General features: G+C 63.1%; 15 protein-coding genes. 8 read left to right on the forward strand and 7 right to left on the reverse strand.

Annotated elements, in window-relative coordinates:
• Positions 1–55: 55 nt before the first annotated feature.
• From JQ575_RS39055 to JQ575_RS39080, 6 genes are all read right to left on the reverse strand, one after another.
• Positions 56–1,279: an ABC transporter substrate-binding protein gene (locus JQ575_RS39055; RefSeq protein WP_249167190.1), complete on the reverse strand. Its 1,224-nt coding sequence runs from the start codon at positions 1,277–1,279 to the stop codon at positions 56–58.
• Between the two features lie 33 nt (positions 1,280–1,312).
• Positions 1,313–2,335: a branched-chain amino acid ABC transporter permease gene (locus JQ575_RS39060; RefSeq protein ID WP_212038499.1), complete on the reverse strand. Its 1,023-nt coding sequence runs from the start codon at positions 2,333–2,335 to the stop codon at positions 1,313–1,315.
• A 2-nt stretch (positions 2,336–2,337) separates the two neighbouring features.
• Positions 2,338–3,216: a branched-chain amino acid ABC transporter permease gene (locus tag JQ575_RS39065; RefSeq protein WP_212038500.1), complete on the reverse strand. Its 879-nt coding sequence runs from the start codon at positions 3,214–3,216 to the stop codon at positions 2,338–2,340.
• Between the two features lie 11 nt (positions 3,217–3,227).
• On the reverse strand, positions 3,228–3,941 hold the full coding sequence (locus JQ575_RS39070; RefSeq protein ID WP_212038501.1) for an ABC transporter ATP-binding protein: 714 nt from the start codon (positions 3,939–3,941) through the stop codon (positions 3,228–3,230).
• Positions 3,938–4,738 (reverse strand): ABC transporter ATP-binding protein, encoded by an 801-nt coding sequence (locus tag JQ575_RS39075; protein WP_212038502.1) that lies wholly within the window; start codon positions 4,736–4,738, stop codon positions 3,938–3,940. The genes JQ575_RS39070 and JQ575_RS39075 overlap by 4 nt, the downstream gene beginning before the upstream one ends.
• A 93-nt stretch (positions 4,739–4,831) precedes the next feature.
• Positions 4,832–5,695: an IclR family transcriptional regulator gene (locus JQ575_RS39080; RefSeq protein WP_211999419.1), complete on the reverse strand. Its 864-nt coding sequence runs from the start codon at positions 5,693–5,695 to the stop codon at positions 4,832–4,834.
• Between the two features lie 160 nt (positions 5,696–5,855).
• On the opposite strand from JQ575_RS39080, the gene JQ575_RS39085 reads away from it, so the two are divergent.
• The 7 genes from JQ575_RS39085 to JQ575_RS39115 all read left to right on the forward strand — a co-directional run bounded on the left by JQ575_RS39085 (position 5,856) and on the right by JQ575_RS39115 (position 15,678).
• Entirely contained in the window at positions 5,856–7,949 is a 2,094-nt protein-coding gene (locus JQ575_RS39085) for a 3-hydroxyacyl-CoA dehydrogenase NAD-binding domain-containing protein (RefSeq protein WP_212038503.1), read from the forward strand.
• Positions 7,950–8,115: 166 nt separating this feature from the next.
• On the forward strand, positions 8,116–9,798 hold the full coding sequence (gene pimA / locus JQ575_RS39090) for a dicarboxylate--CoA ligase PimA (protein ID WP_212038504.1): 1,683 nt from the start codon (positions 8,116–8,118) through the stop codon (positions 9,796–9,798).
• A 10-nt stretch (positions 9,799–9,808) separates the two neighbouring features.
• Positions 9,809–10,999, forward strand: a complete 1,191-nt coding sequence (gene pimC / locus JQ575_RS39095) for a pimeloyl-CoA dehydrogenase large subunit (protein ID WP_212038505.1) — start codon at positions 9,809–9,811, stop codon at positions 10,997–10,999.
• 120 nt (positions 11,000–11,119) lie between these two features.
• Positions 11,120–12,262: a pimeloyl-CoA dehydrogenase small subunit gene (pimD, locus tag JQ575_RS39100; RefSeq protein WP_212038506.1), complete on the forward strand. Its 1,143-nt coding sequence runs from the start codon at positions 11,120–11,122 to the stop codon at positions 12,260–12,262.
• A 201-nt stretch (positions 12,263–12,463) separates the two neighbouring features.
• On the forward strand, positions 12,464–13,237 hold the full coding sequence (locus tag JQ575_RS39105) for an SDR family NAD(P)-dependent oxidoreductase (protein ID WP_212038507.1): 774 nt from the start codon (positions 12,464–12,466) through the stop codon (positions 13,235–13,237).
• A gap of 234 nt (positions 13,238–13,471) precedes the next feature.
• Positions 13,472–14,974, forward strand: coding sequence for a glycerol kinase GlpK (gene glpK, locus JQ575_RS39110; RefSeq protein ID WP_212038508.1), 1,503 nt, complete (start codon positions 13,472–13,474; stop codon positions 14,972–14,974).
• A gap of 110 nt (positions 14,975–15,084) precedes the next feature.
• Entirely contained in the window at positions 15,085–15,678 is a 594-nt protein-coding gene (locus JQ575_RS39115) for a GNAT family N-acetyltransferase (protein ID WP_212038509.1), read from the forward strand.
• Between the two features lie 192 nt (positions 15,679–15,870).
• Here the strand turns inward: JQ575_RS39115 and JQ575_RS39120 are convergent, their stop codons facing one another.
• The gene (locus JQ575_RS39120) at positions 15,871–16,287 is read right to left on the reverse strand and encodes a DUF6636 domain-containing protein (protein WP_212038510.1); all 417 of its coding nucleotides are present in this window, start codon (positions 16,285–16,287) and stop codon (positions 15,871–15,873) included.
• 125 nt (positions 16,288–16,412) lie between these two features.
• Between JQ575_RS39120 and JQ575_RS39125 the strand changes: the two genes are divergently transcribed.
• Entirely contained in the window at positions 16,413–17,039 is a 627-nt protein-coding gene (locus JQ575_RS39125) for a glutathione S-transferase family protein (RefSeq protein ID WP_212038511.1), read from the forward strand.
• The last annotated feature ends 1,497 nt before the right edge of the window (positions 17,040–18,536 follow it).

Below are 18,536 nucleotides of genomic sequence, written 5' to 3' on the forward strand. Positions count from 1 at the left end.
CGGGGGGCGATATTTTAGTCTGGAGTCCCGGGCGGACTGCCCGTGACGCGGAATATTAATTGCTGAGTTCGCCGCTGATGATGTCGCCGAACAGCTCCCATTTCTCGCCCTTGAACCGCTGCATCTGAAGCTGTTCGATCGGGGCGAAGTCCTTGGCTGACGTGTTGATTTTGACGCCGGGCAGCAGGGTGTCGGGCGCAAAGTCCTTCAGGCTGGCAGCCTGCTTCATCACGTTGGCGCGGGTGAGGTCGTCACCGCACATCTCCAGCACCTTTACCATGGTTTGCGCCGCGCCGTAGCCATAGACCACGGAGCCGTCGAGCTTGTTGGCTTCGGGATAATACTTGGCGAGGAATTCGTAGAACTTCTTCATGCCGGGATCATTGTCCCACTGCGCGTCCGCGCCGTCCTTGGCGTAGTTGGCCGAGAGAATGCCTTGCGCATTCTCGAAGCCCGCCGGCTTGATCACGCTGCCGACCGAGGCCGAGACGTTGGAGACGATGTGCAGCGGCCTCCATTCGACTTCGGCGATCTTCTTGATCGCCTGGGCGGCGAACTTCGGCGTCGTGATGCTGATGAAGACGTCGGCGCCGGTGGCTTTCAGCTTGACGATGTGGGAGTCGATTGACGGCTCCGATGTCTCATAGCTTTCCTCGGCGACGATCATCGACGCTTTGGCACCGAGGCCGTCCTTCAGGCCCTTGAGGTAATCCTTGCCGAAGTCGTCGTTCTGATAAAACACCGCGATCTTGGCATCCGGCTTTTCCTTCATCAGGAACTTGGCATAGATCCGCGCTTCGCTCTGATAGCTGGGCTGCCAGCCGATCGTCCAGGGGAAGTCCTTCGGCTCGTTCCATTTGGTGGCGCCGGTCGCGACGAACAGCTGCGGTACCTTCTTCGAGTTGAGGTACTTCTGGATCGCGGAATTGGACGGCGTGCCGAGCGGATTGAACACCACAAGCACTTCGTCGCTCTCGACCAGCTTGCGGGCCTGCTCGACGGCCTTCGGCGGGCTGTAGCTGTCGTCGTAGCTGACGAAAGTGATCTTGCGGCCGTTGATGCCGCCTTCCGCGTTGATCTTCTTGAAGTAGGCCTCTTCGGTCTTGCCGATCACGCCGTAGGCGGACGCGGGTCCGCTATAGGGCATGATGTTGCCGATCTTGATTTCGGTATCGGACGCGCCGGCGTCGTACTTCTTCTGGGCGAGGGCACTGCCGCTGACGGCAATAGAGGCGATGAGCGCCGTCGCGAAGGCGGCGCTTCTTGTTGTCGAAAGCATCATTATTTCAGGTTTCCGGATTCGAGTTTGAGGTTAGTTTTTCTTGGTCAGTTTGCCGAGCAAATGCTGGGCAACCATTGCGACCTGCCTTGCGCCGTGCGGCACCAGGAAGATGACAAGGAACAGCAGCACGCCGAACACGGCGCCGGAGAGGCCCTTGGAGATGCTCTCGGCGATGTTGGGCACGAAGATGATGAACGCGGCGCCGACGAACGAGCCCGGCAGCCAGCCCACGCCGCCGACCACCATGCCGAGGAACAGCGCGATGGCGAGGTTGATCGTGTAGCTGTCGGGCGCCACGAACGCCACGACGATGGCGCTGAGCCCGCCGGCAATACCGGTGATGCCCGCGGACACGCCGAAGGCGAGCGTCTTGTACTGCGCGACGTCGACGCCCATGGCCGAGGCCGCGATCTCATTGTCGCGGATCGACATGAAGGCGCGGCCCGAGCGCGAGCGCAGCAGGTTGATCGACCCGATATAGATCGCCAGCGAGATCGCCAGTGTGAAGTAATAGAGCCACTTGTCCTGTCCGATCGGCAGGCCGAACGGCGCATCGGGTTTCATGACGGTGAGGCCCTGCACGCCGCCGGTCCAAGCCTCGAGGAAATGCAGTTTCAGGAGCTGCGGCATGGCGACCGCCAGCGCGAAGGTGGCGAGCGCCAGGTAGATGCCGGAAAGCCGCAAGGCGGGCTTGCCGAACAGATAGCCGGCGCCGAACGACACCAGCCCCGCGATCGGCAGCGTCAGCGCGTAGTTCACGTTGGCGACTTCCATCAGGACCGCCGACGTATAGGCACCGAGCGCGTAGAACGCGCTCTGGCCGAGCGAGAACTGACCGCTTCCGCCGGTCAGGATGTTGAGCGCCAGCACCGCGATCCCATAGATCATGACCATCGTCATCTGGAAGACGACGAAGTTCTTCACGAATATAGGGGTAACGAGCAACGCGGCCAGGATCACCAGCGAGGTGCCGGTGCCCAGCGTCATGGCGCGCTTCGGAACGGCCTCGACGGCCGGGGCTTCTGTAACGGCGTCTTCTGCAGCTGCGCTCATGATCAGACTCGCTTGACGATGGCTCGGCCGAAGAGACCGGCAGGTTTGAAGACCAGGACGGTGATGATCAGCGCAAGCGCGATCGGCAGTTTCAGTTCATTGCCCACGCCGGGGATGTAGGTGCCGGCGAGGTTCTCGAAGACACCGACCAGGAAGCCGCCGATGACGGCGCCAAGCGGCGAGGAAAGCCCGCCGAGCACGGCGGCGGCGAAACCGTAAACCAGGACGCCGCCCATCATGTTCGGTTCGAGGAACACGACCGGGGCGATCAGGATGCCGGCGACGGCGCCGATCGCGGATGCCATGCCCCAGCCCAGCGCGATCATCCAGGAGGTGTTGACGCCGACCAGCCGCGCCGATTCCGGCAACGCCGCAGCCGCGCGCATCGCAAGGCCAATCCGGGTGAATTGGAAGAACAAGTAGAGCCCGATCAGCATCAGGAGAGTGACTCCGATCATCCCGGCCTGGTGGGTCGAGATCAGCTGGCTGCCGAGGAAGGGTGAGGATCCGAAAGGCGTCGGATACTGCTTGATGGTAAAATCCCAGATCAGGCCGGCGATCGAGTTGACGATGGCGAACAGGGCGATGAAGCCTGCGACGTTGGTCAGGACCGGGGCCTTGGCCAGCGGCTTGAACAGCACCCGCTCGATGAGGATGCCGCCGGCAAAGGAGATGATCAGCGTGGCCAGGAAGGCCCACCAGTACGGTATGCCCCACTGCATCAGCTGCCAGGAGATGAAGGTCGAGAACATCGCCATTTCGCCCTGGGCGAAATTCAGATGGTCGATCGCCTGGTAGATCATGACCACCGCGAGCGCCATACAGGCATAGATCGCGCCTGTGGCGACGCCGGCCAGGACTTGGTTGGTAAGTAGTTCCACGGCCGTACCCCTCAGTAGCCCAGATAGGATTTGCGGACGTCTTCGTTGCTCGCGATTTCCTTCGCGTTCCCCGACATCACGATTTTTCCGGTTTCGATCACATAGGCCTGGTCGGCGAGCTCCAGCGCCAGTTGCGCGTTCTGCTCCACCACCAGAATGGTAACCTTGTCCTCACGGTTGATCTTACCGAGGATCTTGAACAGGTCGCGCACGATCAGGGGCGCGAGACCGAATGACGGCTCGTCCAGCAGCATCAGCCGCGGCCGCAACATCAGCGCACGCGCGACCGCGAGCATTTGCTGTTCGCCGCCCGACAGTGTTCCGGCCTGCTGGGTATGGCGTTCCTTCAGCACCGGGAAATGCGCGTACATGCGCTCGATGTCGGAAACAATGTTCTTGGAGTCGCTGCGCGTGATGGCGCCGAGCTGCAGATTCTCTTCCACCGTCATGGTGGTGAAGGTGCCGCGGCCCTGTGGCACATGCGCAATGCCGAGACGGACGACGTTTTCTGTCGAGCGGCCGGAGAGCGACTTGCCCTCGAACTCGATCGCGCCGGTGGAGCGCACCATGTTGCAGATCGCCCGCAGGGTGGTGGTCTTGCCGGCGCCGTTGGCGCCGAGCAGGGTGGTCAGGCTGCCCTCGTTGAGGGCAAAGGACAGGCCATGGAGCGCCTGGACCTGGCCGTAATAGGCCCGCAAATCCTTGACGTTGAGCATCGCGGTCATTGGTCGTCCTTGCTCCCCAGATAGGCTTTGATGACATCCGGGTCGGCCTGGACCTGGGCCGGGGTTCCTTCGGCCAGCTTGCGGCCGAAGTTGAGTGCGACGACATGGTCGGCGATCGACATGACAAGACCCATGTGATGTTCGACCAGCAGCACGGTCATATGGCGATCGTCGCGAATGCGGCGGATCAGATCGCCGAGTACGTGAACTTCTTCGTGGTTGAGACCGCCGGCGGGCTCGTCGAGCAGCAGGATCTTCGGATCGGCGGCCAGCGCACGCGCCAGCTCGACGCGCTTCTGGGTGCCGAATGGCAGGCCGGATACCACGGTATGCGCGACGTCACCGAGATCCAGATAATCGAGGATCTCATGAACCTTCCTGTTGATCTCGGTTTCGCCGCGGCGAACCCAGGCGAGCTTGAGCGAATCCGAGATGATGTCGCTGGAGGAGCGCGAGTGGCAGCCGACGCGAACGTTGTCCATCACCGAGAGATTGGGAAACAGCGCGACGTTCTGGAAAGTGCGCCCGATGCCGATCTCGGCGATCTTGTGCGCTGGCCGCGTCAGGATGCTGGCGCCTTCCATCAGGATGTCGCCGGTGCTCGGCTGATAAAGCCTGGAAAGGCAATTGAAGAGCGTTGTCTTGCCGGCGCCGTTCGGTCCGATCAGGCCGAGGATGGCGCCCTTGTGCATGTCAAAGGACACACCATTCAACGCGATGATGCCGCCGAACACGACGCTGACGTCGCGAACCGCAAGCAAGGGAGCATTTCCCTGCGCGAGCTGTGCCTGCGTCATCGCGTCCCGCCCAAATGACTCATAGAGTGACTCATGGAGTAACTCACGGAGCGGGAATGACCGCGCGAAAACCTGCGCCGGTCATGATGATGACTACCTGATCCCCTCGACCACACGTGCAACTTTCCCTCCTGCTTTCAATTTCTTGTTCTCTTCTTTTTTGGATTGCGGGGCTGCGCCGCCCAGCGCCGCCTCGATGTTCCTTACCATCGTCACAAGGCGAGGTCCAATGTCGTTGATCAAGCGATCTTCCGTGAAACGGAAAGCGGGCGCGCCACAATTGAAGGCATACGGTCCGGTTCCATCGCTGAGCTTCAACGCGACGCCTACCGCGTGCACATCGTCTTGCCATTCGCCTGCGGAGATCGTGAATCCCTGACGCGCCACCATTTCGCCCGCGCGTTCGATGCCGTCGCGCATCCGGGCCCAGCGGCTGCCGTAATGATCGCGCAGTTCGCGCAACAAAGCGGCACGCTCGTCATCGGGCAGCGCCCAGATATAGGCACGTCCCATCGCGGTGGTCGCGATCGGTACCCGCGAACCGACGTCGAGCTGCACGCCAAGCAAGCCGGTCCGGCTCTGGCCGAAATAGATCATGCTGTGACGGTCGCGGCCGCCGACCGCAACCGCGCCGCCGGTCTCGCGCATCAGCGCTTCACGGTAGGGTTCGGACAAATGCCGAACGCCGAGATTGGCGAGCGCGGCATACCCCAGGGCCATGGCTGATGGCGCGAGCTGATACTTTTCGAACCGCGGAACGGGTGTAAGATAGCCCAGCTTGGTCAAGGTGTAGGTCAGCCGGGAAATGGTTGGCTTCGGCAATTTAGTACGGGCAGCGATCTCTTGATTGCCGAGAAGCCCGTCGTTGGGTTGGAATGCGCGCAACACATCAAGTCCGCGGGAGAGCGCGACGACGAAGCTGCGGTCAGTCGCCGCTTTCTTCCCTGGACGTTTCATTGCTTGCTGCTTTACCGAGCTCGTTGACAAGGGACGTGCTTCAAAATAACCCTCCGTGTCAAGATGTGGAATTGAATTTCGCAGTGCGAAATTGAAAAAATCGTAGCCACTCAACACAAGTTCGATTGGCATACAAGAACAAGGATCAAGGGAGAGTCCCGTGAACGAAGTCGTAACACTCGAACGTCATGACGCCATCGCCATCGTCACGGTCAACAGCCCTCCGGTGAACGCGCTCAGCGCCGCCGTGCGTGGCGGCATTTTCGACTGCATGAAGGCTGCGATCGCTGATCCCGAGGTAAAGGCGATCGTGCTGACCTGCGGCGGCCGCACCTTCATCGCCGGCGCCGACATCACCGAATTCGGCAAGCCGCCGAAGCCACCCGGCCTGCACGAAGTGCTGGTGGCGATGGAGAACTCTCCGAAGCCGATCATTGCCGCGATCCACGGCACCGCGCTCGGCGGCGGTCTCGAAGTTGCTCTGGCATGCCACTATCGCGTCGCGACCAAAGAGGCGAAACTCGGCCTGCCCGAAGTGAAGCTCGGCCTTTTGCCCGGCGCCGGCGGCACCCAGCGCCTGCCGCGTGCGATCGGCCCGGAAATGGCGGTCAAGATGATCGTCAGCGGCGATCCGATCAGCGCTGCTGAAGCCCTCAAGAACGGCCTGATCGAGGAAATCGTCGAAGGCCCGGCCTCGGGCGGCGAAGCCTTTGCCCTCAAGGTGCTGGCGGAGAAGCGCCCGCTGCGCAAGCTGCGCGACGACGATTCAAAGCTCGCCGCGGCGAAGGCCGATATTTCGATCTTCACCAACGCGGTCGCGGCCCTCACCAAGAAGGCGCGCGGGCTGGAAGCCCCTTTCGCCGCCGCGGATGCCGTGCGCGCCGCGATCGAATTGCCGTTCGACGAAGGGTTGAAGAAGGAACGCGAAGGGTTCCTCAAGCTGGTGTCGAGCGACCAGTCAAAGGCACAGCGCTACGCCTTCTTCAGCGAGCGCGAGGCGGCAAAAGTCGCCGCCGTTCCCGAAGGCACAAAACCGCGCAATGTCGAGCGCGTTGCCATCATCGGCGCCGGCACCATGGGTGGCGGCATCGCGATGTCGTTCGCCAATGCCGGTATCCCGGTGACGTTGATCGAAACCGGCGAAGAGCAGCTCAAGCGCGGCATGGGCGTGATGCAGAAGAATTACGAAGCGACCGCCGCGCGCGGTGGCATCCCAGCCGATGCGCCGGCGAAGCGCATGGGCCTGATCACCGGTGTGGTCGGCCTCGAGAACGTCAAGGACGCTGACCTTGTGATCGAAGCCGTGTTCGAAACCATGGCGGTCAAGAAGGAAGTGTTCACCGCGCTCGACAAGTACGCCAAGAAGGGCGCCGTGCTCGCCTCCAACACCTCCTATCTCAACATCGACGAGATCGCGAAGGTCACCAGCCGTCCGCAGGACGTGCTCGGCATGCACTTCTTCTCCCCGGCCAACGTGATGAAGTTGTGCGAGATCGTCCGCGCCGACAAGACCGCGCCGGATGCCTTGACCACGGCCGTCTCGATCGCGCGCAAGATTGCAAAAGTTCCGGCGGTGGTCGGCGTCTGCGACGGTTTTGTCGGCAACCGCATGCTCGCGCAGCGCGGCAAGCAGTCCGAAAAGCTGTTGTTCGAAGGCGCCTTGCCGCAGCAGGTCGATGCTGTCGTGACGAAATTCGGCATGCCGATGGGCCCGTTCGCGATGGGCGATCTCGCCGGCCTCGACATCGGCTGGCGTTCGCGGAAAGACCGCGGCCTCAAGTCGGAAATCGCCGATGCGCTGTGCGAAGCCGGCCGCTTCGGCCAGAAGACCGGCAAGGGCTACTACAAGTATGAAGGCGGTTCGCGTTCGCCGATGCCCGATCCCGAAGTCGAAAAGCTGATCGCGGAAACCCTGCAGCGCCTCGGCCGCAAGACCCGCGTCGTCAGCGACGACGAGATCCTCGAGCGCATGATGTATCCGATGATCAACGAGGGCGCGCGGATCCTCGAAGAAGGCATCGCGGCGCGTCCGAGCGACATCGATGTGATCTGGCTCTATGGCTATGGCTGGCCGATCTATCGCGGCGGCCCGATGTTCTATGCCGACCAGGTCGGCCTCAAGCACATCGCGGATCGCCTGTCGTACTACGCCAAGGAGACCAACGATCCCTCGCTGGAACCCGCGCCGCTGCTCAAGCGTCTCGCCGCCGAGGGCAAGACGTTTGCGTCGCTGGCGCAGTCGAAAGCGGCTTGATGGGGACGAGCGCAGTCTCTCCGTTCCCTTTCCCCTTGCGGGAGAGGGTCAGGGAGAGGGGTGGCGTCATCGGGACTGCCCGTGAAAACCCCTCTCCCCAACCCTCCCCCGCAAGGGGGGAGGGAGCCTGTAGATTTGTGCTCACCTCACGCGTCGCAGAATTTGCATGACCCATCCCGGCGAACAGTTCTATCCGCACGGCGTTCACTGGGACGATCCGCTGCCGCGCGGCACGCTGCCTGATTTGTTGTCGGCAGCGGCCGCCGAGTTCGGATCGCGCCCTGCGCTCGAATTCCGCGACCGGCCGATCAGTTACGCCGCGCTCGAAACCCTGGTGGAGACGGCAGCCTCCGCCTTCCTGCGCGCCGGCTACGGCAAGGGTCATTCGGTTGCGCTGTTCCTTGGCAATTCGCCTGATCATCCCGTCAATTTCTTTGGCGCGCTGAAGGCCGGTGCCCGCATCGTGCACCTGTCGCCGCTCGACGGCGAGATCGCGCTGTCGCACAAGCTCTCGGATTCCGGCGCGCGCGTGCTGGTCACCAGCAATTTGTCGGCGCTGTTGCCGACCGCACTGAAATTCCTCGACAAGGGCCTGCTTGATCGCCTCATCGTTTGCGAGGACGATGATTGGCGCAAGGTCGGCACGCCGCAGACGGCATTGCCTGATAATCCCGCTGTCATCACCTACAGGCAATTCATCGACGGCGCGGCCAAGCCCGCGCAATGGCCTGTCATGAGCGCCGACGATGTCGCGCTGCTGCAATATACCGGCGGCACCACGGGCCTGCCGAAGGGCGCCATGCTGAGCCATGGCAACCTGACTTCCGCCGTTTCGGTCTACGACGTCTGGGGCAAGCGGTCGCGCGCCGAGCGCAACAATCCGATCGAGCGCGTGATCTGCGTGCTGCCGCTGTTTCATATCTATGCGTTGACGGTGGTGCTGCTGTCCTCGATCCGGCGCGGCCATCTGATCTCGCTGCATCAACGTTTCGATGTCGAGTCCGTAATGCGCGATATCGAGACCAAGCGCGCCACCGCGTTCCCCGGCGTGCCGACGATGTGGATCGCGATCGCGGCCTTGCCCGATCTCGACAAGCGCGATCTGTCCTCGCTGGTCAGCGTCGGCTCGGGCGGCGCACCGCTGCCGGTCGAGGTCGCGCGGATCCTCGAGCAGCGGGTCGGCATGAAGCTGAAGAGCGGCTGGGGCATGACCGAGACCTGCTCGCCCGGCACCGCCCATCCCAAGGAAGGCCCGGACAAGCCGGGCTCCATTGGTTTGATGCTGCCGGGGATCGAGATGGACGTGGTGTCGCTCGACGATCCCAAGCAATTGATGCCGGTCGGCGAAGTCGGCGAAATCCGCATCCGCGGACCAAATGTGACAAAAGGCTACTGGAACCGGCCGAAGGAAACCGCCGAAGCGTTCGTCGGCGACCGCTTCCTGACCGGCGACATCGGCTACATGGATGGCGACGGCTATTTCTACCTGGTCGACCGCAAGAAGGACATGATCATCTCCGGCGGCTTCAACGTCTATCCGCAGATGATCGAGCAGGCGATCTACACCCATCCGTCGGTGCAGGAAGTGATCGTGATCGGGATTCCCGACGATTACCGCGGCGAGGCCGCCAAGGCTTTCATCAAGCTGCGCGCGGATGCAAAACCGTTCGCGCTGGAAGAGCTGCGCGGCTTCCTCACCGGCAAGCTCGGCAAGCATGAAATCCCGGCAGCGCTCGATTTCGTCGATGAACTGCCGCGCACGCCGGTCGGCAAGTTGTCGCGTCATGAACTGCGTCTGCGGCAGCCATCGCCGCAGGCGGCTCAACCCAACAAACGATTAGCTCAGTAAGGAGGATCCGATGGATCTCGCTTTCAGCAAGGAAGAAATAGCGTTTCGTGAGGAAGTGCGGACCTTCTTCAAAGACAACGTGCCGCCGGATACACGGCGCAAGCTGCAGGAAGGCCGCCACCTTTCCAAGGACGAGATGGTGACCTGGTGGCGCATCCTGAACAAGAAGGGCTGGGGCGTCTCGCACTGGCCGAAGGAATATGGCGGCACGGGGTGGACCTCCGTGCAGCACTACATCTTCAACGAAGAGCTGCAGATGCATCCGGCGCCGGCGCCGCTCGCCTTCGGCGTCAGCATGGTCGGGCCTGTGATCTACACCTTCGGCAATGAAGCGCAGAAGAAGCAGTATCTGCCGCGCATCGCCAATGTCGACGACTGGTGGTGCCAGGGCTTCTCCGAGCCGGGCTCCGGATCGGACCTCGCCTCGCTGAAGACCAAGGCCGAGCGCCGTGGCGACAAATACATCATCAACGGCCAGAAGACCTGGACCACGCTGGCGCAGCACGCCGACATGATCTTCTGCCTCTGTCGCACCGACAACAATGCCAAGAAGCAGATGGGCATCTCCTTCATCGTGTTCGACATGAAGAGCAAGGGCATCACGGTGCGCCCGATCGAGACCATCGACGGTGGCCATGAGGTCAACGAAGTGTTCTTCGACGACGTCGAGGTTCCCGTCGAAAATCTGATCGGCGAGGAGAACAAGGGCTGGGATTACGCAAAATTTCTGCTCGGCAATGAGCGCACCGGCATCGCCCGGGTCGGCGTTTCCAAGGAGCGGCTGCGCCGCATCAAGGATCTTGCCGCCAAGGTCGAATCCAACGGCAAGCCGGTGCTCGAGGACCAGGGTTTCCGCGAGAAGCTGGCGGCCTGCGAGATCGAGCTGAAGGCGCTCGAACTCACCCAGCTGCGCGTCGTCGCCGACGAAGGCAAGCACGGCAAGGGCAAGCCCAACCCGGCGTCCTCGGTGCTCAAGATCAAGGGCTCGGAAATCCAGCAGACCACCACCGAGCTTTTGATGGAAGTGATCGGCCCGTTCGCCGCGCCCTATGACGAGCATGGCGACGACGGCTCCAACGAGGCGATGGACTGGACCGCGCAGATCGCGCCGAGCTACTTCAACAACCGCAAGGTCTCGATCTACGGCGGCTCCAACGAGATCCAGCGCAACATCATCACCAAGGCGGTGCTGGGGCTTTAGTCCCGCCACCGTCATGCCTGGGCTTGTCCCGGGCATCCACGTCTTGTTTGAGGATAGGAAAGTCGTGGATGGCCGGGTCAAGCCCGGCCATGACGACACAGAAGCCGGAAAGTAAACAACATGGATTTTGATTTGTCCGAGGAGCAGCGGCTTCTCAAGGAAAGCGTCGACGGTCTCCTCAACGATTCCTACGACTTCGAGGCGCGCAAGAAATACCGCACCGAGAAGGGCGGCTGGAGCAAGACCGTGTGGGGCAAGCTTGCCGAACAGGGGCTGCTCGGCCTGCCGTTCTCGGAAGAAGACGGCGGCTTCGGCGCCGGCGCTGTGGAAACCGCGATCGTGATGGAAGCGATGGGCAAGGCGCTGGTGCTGGAGCCTTATCTCGCCACGGTCGTGATCGCCGGCGGCTTCCTGCGCCATGGCGGCTCGGCCGAGCAGAAGGCCGCGCATATTCCCGGGATTATCGACGGCAGCAAGACCTTTGCGTTTGCGCAGCTCGAGAAGAACTCGCGCTACGATCTTTCCGACGTCGCGACGACGGCCAAAAAGAAGGGCGCGGGCTGGGTGATCGACGGCGAGAAATTCGTCGTGATCAACGGCGAGAACGCCGACACACTGATCGTGACCGCGCGCACGTCAGGCGCACGGCGCGACAGAAACGGCATCGGCGCGTTCCTGGTGCCCGCCAACGCCAAGGGCGTCGGCCGCAAGGGCTATCCGACCCAGGACGGCCTGCACGCCGCCGACATCACGCTGACCGGCGTCGAGGTTGGCGCCGAGGCTGCGATCGGCGATCCCGAGAACGCGCTTGAACTGATCGAGCGCGTGGTCGACGACGCCCGCACCGCGATGTGCGCCGAAGCGGTCGGGGCGATGGATGAATCGCTCAAATCCACGGTCGAGTACCTGAAGACGCGAAAGCAGTTCGGCGTCGCGATCGGCACCTTCCAGACCCTGCAGCACCGCGCCGCCGACATGTTCGTCGCCGTCGAACAGGCCCGCAGCATGTCGATGTTCGCGACCATGGCGGCCGATTTCGACAACGCCAAGGAGCGCGCCACAGCTGTGGCCGCCGCGAAAGTGCAAATTGGAAAATCGCTGAAGTTCGTCGGCCAGCAGTCGATCCAGCTCCATGGCGGCATCGGCATGACCCAGGAAGCCAAGATCGGCCACTACTTCAAGCGCCTGACCATGATCGAGAACACTTTTGGCGACACGGATTATCATCTGCGCCGTGTGACGGATGCGGGTGGGTTGATCTGACAAACTGTCATTGCCGGGCTTGACCCGGCAATCCATCGCTCTTCGAAAAGATGGATGCCCGGGTCAAGCCCGGGCATGACGAAATGAGATCGTCATTGCGAGCGAAGCGAAGCAATCCATCGTGCGGCAAAACAAGTGTGGATTGCTTCGTCGCTTTGCTCCTCGCAATGACGGCAAAAAGAATCAGCGAGGAAACAAACAATGAAAAACACCCCGTTCGATCTCACCGGCAAGGTCGCCGTCCTCACCGGCTCGAGCCGCGGCATCGGTCGCTCCTCGGCGGAACTGCTGGCAAAGCTCGGCGCCAGGGTCGTGATCTCCAGTCGCAAGGCGGATGCCTGTGCGGAGGTCGCCGAAGGCATCAAGAAATCAGGCGGCGATGCCCATGTCATTCCCTGCAACATCTCGCGCCGCGAGGAAGTCGACGCGCTGATCTCGGGCACGACAAAGCATTACGGCAAGGTCGACATCCTGGTCTGCAACGCCGCGGTCAATCCGTATTACGGCCCGCTGCTCGACATCAAGGACGAGGCCTTCGACAAGATCATGGGCTCCAACGTCAAGAGCAACATCTGGCTGTGCGCGCAGGCGATCCCGCAAATGGCATCGCGAGGCAACGGCTCGGTGGTCATCATCTCCTCAATCGGCGGGTTTCGCGGCTCCACCGTGATCGGCGCCTACGGGATTTCCAAGGCGGCGGATTTCTCGCTGTGCCGCAGCCTCGCCGGCGAGTGGGGTCCGAAGGGCGTCCGCGTCAATTGCGTGGCGCCGGGTCTCGTCAAAACCGATTTCGCCAAGGCGTTGTGGGAAGATCCTGACAACCTCAAGCGCCGCACGGCTTCCACGCCGCTGCGCCGCATCGGCGAACCCGACGAAATCGCGGGTGCCGTGGCGTATCTTGCCTCCGATGCGTCGACGTTCATGACCGGCCAGACGATTGTGGTTGATGGTGGGGTGACCACCGCGGCGACGTAGTTCTTCCCTCTCCCGCTCTTGCGGGGTCGAGACGAGCGAAGCTCGCTCTTAGGGTGCCGAGCGTAGCGAGGCGGGTGGGGGCTCTCTCCGCGAGTCCCATCGTCGAGAGAGCCCCCACCCCAACCCTCCCCCGCAAGCGCGGGAGAGGGGGCGCACCACCGCCGCCCATATTGACCTTCCCCTCCCAATCCCCTTTCCTTGCCCCAACCAACCACCTTTCCGGGAAGCACCATCATGTCCTTTGTGCTGGCGATCGATCAGGGCACCACATCCTCGCGCGCCATTGTCTTCCGCAGCGACATTTCGATCGCCGCCACGGCGCAGCAGGAATTCCCGCAGCATTTCCCGGCCTCGGGCTGGGTCGAGCACGAGCCGGAGGATATCTGGACCTCGACGGTGATGGTCTGTCGCGATGCGCTGGAGAAGGCGGGCCTCAAGGCAAAGGACATCGCCGCGATCGGGATCACCAACCAGCGCGAGACCACTGTCGTGTGGGACCGCGCCACCGGTCAGGCCGTGCACCGCGCCATCGTCTGGCAGGACCGCCGCACCGCCGACATCTGCGCCAAGCTGAAGGCCGAAGGCCATGAGCCTGCGATCTCGGCCAAAACCGGCCTGATCATCGATCCCTATTTCTCGGGCACCAAAGTCGCATGGATCCTCGACCACGTGCCCGGCGCGCGCGAACGCGCCGCGCGCGGCGAGCTGATGTTCGGCACCGTCGATTGCTATCTCTTGTGGCGTCTGTCAGGCGGCAAGGTGCACGCGTCAGACGCCACCAACGCCTCGCGCACGCTGCTGTTCAACATCCACACCGGCGAATGGGATGACGACCTCCTGAAACTGCTGCGCGTGCCGCGCTCGATGCTTCCAGAGGTGAAGGATTCCTCCGCCAAATTCGGCGAGAGCGAGCCAGGCCTGTTCGGCGGCGCGATTCCGATATCAGGCATCGCCGGCGACCAGCAGGCCGCGACCATCGGCCAGGCCTGCTTCACACCCGGCATGATCAAATCGACCTACGGCACCGGCTGCTTCGCGCTGCTCAACACCGGCGCCACGCCGGTCGCCTCGAAGAACAAGCTGCTCACCACCATCGCCTATCAATTGAACGGCAAGCGCACCTACGCGCTCGAAGGCTCGATCTTCGTCGCCGGCTCGGCCGTGCAATGGCTGCGCGACGGCCTCGGCATCATCAAGCAGGCGTCGGAAACCGGACCTCTGGCGGACAAATCCGATTCCATGCAGAGCGTCTATCTGGTGCCGGCTTTCGTCGGCCTAGGGGCGCCGTACTGGAATCCCCGCGTCCGCGGCGCGCTGTTCGGCCTCACCCGCAACACCGGCCCCGCCGAACTCGCGCACGCCGCCCTCGAAAGCGTTTGTTATCAGACCTACGATCTGCGCGAGGCGATGCGCGCCGACTGGCCGGGCGAAAAGGCCGCCAACGTGCTCCGCGTCGACGGCGGCATGACCGCCTCCGACTGGACCATGCAGCGCCTCGCCGATCTGCTCGACGCCCCCGTCGACCGCCCGATGATTCAGGAAACTACTGCACTCGGCGCCGCGTATCTCGCGGGTCTGCGGGCGGGTGTCTATCCGGAGCCCGCGAAATTCGCCGACAATTGGCGGCTGGAGCACAGGTTCAAGCCGGCGATGAGTGCGGCGACGCGGGAGCGAAAGCTCGCGGGGTGGGGCAGAGCGGTGAAGGGGCTGCTCGCGAGCGACGAGGGGGAGGGGTAACTCTCTCGGTCGTCATGGCCGGGCTTGTCCCGGCCATCCACGTCTTGGCAACAAAGGAAGTCGTGGATGCCCGGGACAAGCCCGGGCATGACGATAAGGAAGAACGAGCCATGATCCTCCCTGACGGTAACTTCGACGTCCCCTCTGGCAAGATCGCCACCGTCGTTACGCATCTGGAGATGATCGAACTCCCCGCGATCCCGTCGGACCCTGCGGGCGCATGGACGCTGCGCCGGGTCGAGACGCCCGCGCTCGACTGGTATCGCGAACTGTTCCGCCGCGTCGGCGAGGAATGGCTATGGATTTCGCGGGCGCGGATGTCGGATGCCAGGCTCACCGCGATCATCCATTCACCGCTGGTGGAAGTCTATGCGCTGGAGCATGAGGGCCGCGGCGAAGGTCTGCTGGAGCTCGACTTTCGCGAGGCCGGCCAGTGCGAGCTTGGTTTCTTCGGCGTCACCGCAAAACTGATCGGCAGCGGCGCCGGCCGCTGGATGATGAACCGCGCACTGGAGCTTTCCTGGTCGCGGCCGATCGAGCGATTCTGGGTGCACACCTGCACGCACGATCATCCGTCAGCGGTGGCGTTCTATCAGCGCTCCGGCTTTCGCGCCTTCCGGCGGCAAATCGAGATCGAGGACGACCCGCGCCTCGACGGCACCGCGCCGCGTGACGCGGCGAGGCATGTGCCGGTGATTGAGTGATTTGGATCGGGTGAGTCGAATCTGTAGCGACGGCTTACCTTACCTCGCCCCGCTTGCGGGGAGAGGTCGGATTGCGAAGCAATCCGGGTGAGGGGGTACAGGTCTCTCGACAATCATTGCTCGGAGAGATGCCCCTCACCCCAACCCTCTCCCCGCGAAGGGCGGGGAGAGGGAGATCGACTCACGTTTCCCTCAAAACAAATCCTGCTTCGCCCGCGAGATCGAAAACCCCCGCCTGTCCGCATTCAAGCACGTCACGCCCGATTGCTCCGACGTGCAGGTAAATCCGCCGCGCTGCCAGACCTCGCCATAGACCAGCATCGGCATCTTGGGGTCCATCACTGTATCGCCGTAGCAGAGGCGTACGGCGCTGCCCCTGGATCGCATCTCGAACGCCTTGCCCCATTCAAGATCGCAGTCGGCCGGCCGGCGCGCGGTCACCGTGGCTTCCATGATGTCGCAGCGGAGCGTGTTTTGCTTGTCGTAGTCGAAATAGGCACAGGCGATGTTTTTCGATGGCGACTGGAAGCCGACGGGGCCGCTTTGGGCGTGAGCTGAGCCGGCAAGGAGCAGCAACGAAAGCCCGAGGACGTTGAGTGGCAGGCGCATGGCCGTCCTTCCGTTTGGGGAATGTCATGCCCGGACTTGATCCGGGCATCCATCACCCTTGACACCTTCAAAGCAGATGGATGGCCGGGTCAAGCCCGGCCATGACAAGTAGGACACAGTCATCCATGTTCCTGATCGGCCAATACGACTCCCCCTTCGTCCGCCGCGTCGCGATTGCGCTGCGGCTGTATGGCTTGCCGTTCGAGCACCGGCCGTGGTCGACCTTCGGCGATGCCGACAAGATCGCGCCGTATAATCCGTTGCGCCGGGTGCCGACTTTGGTGCTCGCCAACGGCGAGGCTGTCATTGAAAGCGCCGCGATCCTGGATGCGCTGGATGAACTGGTCGGCCCGGAAGCGGCGATGATGGCCGAGCGCGGCGATTTGCGCCGCCGGCAATTGCGGATCTGCGCGCTCGGCAGTGGCCTCGCCGACAAGGCGGTCAGCCTGATCTATGAGCGGGTGCTGCGGAAGGAACAGCTCGCGCTTTGGGTCGAGCGCTGCCAGACGCAGATCGGCGGCGTGCTCGCGATGCTGGAGAGAGAGCGCGAGCCGATCCCGACGGCCTACTGGTTCGGGGAACGCATCGGCCATGCCGATATCATGGTGGCCTGCGCGTTGCGCTTCATCAGCGAAGCGCATCCCGCGCTGTTCGATGCGCGCTATCCGGCGCTGCAGGCCCACGCCATCAGATGCGAGGCGCTGCCGCCGTTCCAGGAAATTTTGCAGCGGCTCGATCCGCCGAAGGGGTGAATCTCCCCATCATTTCGGGCGCCATTATTTGCAGTCGCGGCAGATCGTCAGTTTGCGCCTGAGCTGCACATCTTCCGCGGAATCGGCCCACGGTTGCCCCGCGATGCTATCGGGCTCTTTCATCGGCTTCGACCGTTTGGCTGTGCGTGGGCTGACGGGTAACGTTGGAGCCGGTTCGTCTTCGATGCTGGTGGTGAAGCCATCGTGATCGGCGGCCGGTTTCGGCGGCGGTGTCTCCCTCGCGACTGGCGGCGCCGTGCGCCTGGCGGTCGCCCTCGGTGGAGGAGCGTCCTCGGTTGCCGCTGGCGGTGACGCGTCCCTGGCCACCTGCGGTGGCGCGCGCTTGGCGGTTGGCTTTGGCGGAGGAGCGTCCTCGGTTGCCGCTGGCGGGAACGGGTCCTTGGCCGGCGGCGGTGGCGCACGCTTGGCGGTTGGCTTTGGTGAAGGAGCGTCCTCGGTTGCCGCTGGCGGGAACGGGTCCTTGGCCGGCGGCGATGCCGCGCGCTTGGCGGTTGGCTTTGGTGGAGGAGCGTCCTCGGTTGCCGCTGGCGGGAACGCGTCCCTGGCGACCGGCGATGCCGCGCGCTTGGCGGTTGCCCTCGGTGGAGGCGCGTCCTCGGCTGCCGCTGGCGGCGAAGCCAGGATGACGGCCGGAGGCGGCGGCACAGCCTCGTCCGGCGATGGTGCCGGCCGGGCAAGCGAAAGCGGTGGAGCAAGCGAGGTTTGGCATCTCGCGCTGTCAGGCAGCCCAAAACTGACGGACAAAAATCCGATGGCAAACAGTGCCGCGGCGTTCTTTATTCGCATACCGAAAACCGCCGATCTGAAATCAATGATCGCGGCCCTCCGAGGGCACGCTTCGTATAAACTACCGATCCTACCATGGCGGTCAAAGTTGTCGGAAGTTCGATCCGTACTGCGAGGTCTTACCACCGTTCCCGGAGATCTTGCAGAAGGGATGAGCTTCTTTCTTACCCTCCCTGGAGGGGGAGGGTCGGCTCGCATCGAGCGAAGCGACATGCGAGCCGGGGTGGGGTGACGGTCTCTCAGCTTGGACGCTGTTCGCGAGGAGAGACTGTCACCCCGCCCCGCCGCTCATTTCATGAGCGTCGACCCACGAGCGAGCTTCGCTCGTCTCGGACCCCTCCAGGGGGTAAGTGATCGCGCTGCGACAAATTAACCCGACGGGCAAAATTCCGCTTCCCTCGTCGGGCAAATCAGCGGTTTGAATCGTCGCGTCCCGCCCGACAAGAGGGGCGTGCGCACGTCACGAACGCGCGGCGGGATGCGGTGGACGCTGGTTCACGTCTGACGACGGCGTGGATTAAGCGTACGGCAAAACCGTGTGGTCCTGGCGCCCGTTGCCGGCGTCAAGCTGTCGGAGAAGCGTGAGCGGAAACGATAGCGACGGAGTCAACCCAGAACTCGTCTCCGGGGAGATCACGGCATAAGCCGTAAAGCCATTGCGCAGGGAAGGCCGGATGCTCTCCGCTGCCC

The sequence above is a fragment of the Bradyrhizobium sp. JYMT SZCCT0428 genome (assembly GCF_018131075.1).
Taxonomy (GTDB): Bacteria; Pseudomonadota; Alphaproteobacteria; order Rhizobiales; family Xanthobacteraceae; genus Bradyrhizobium.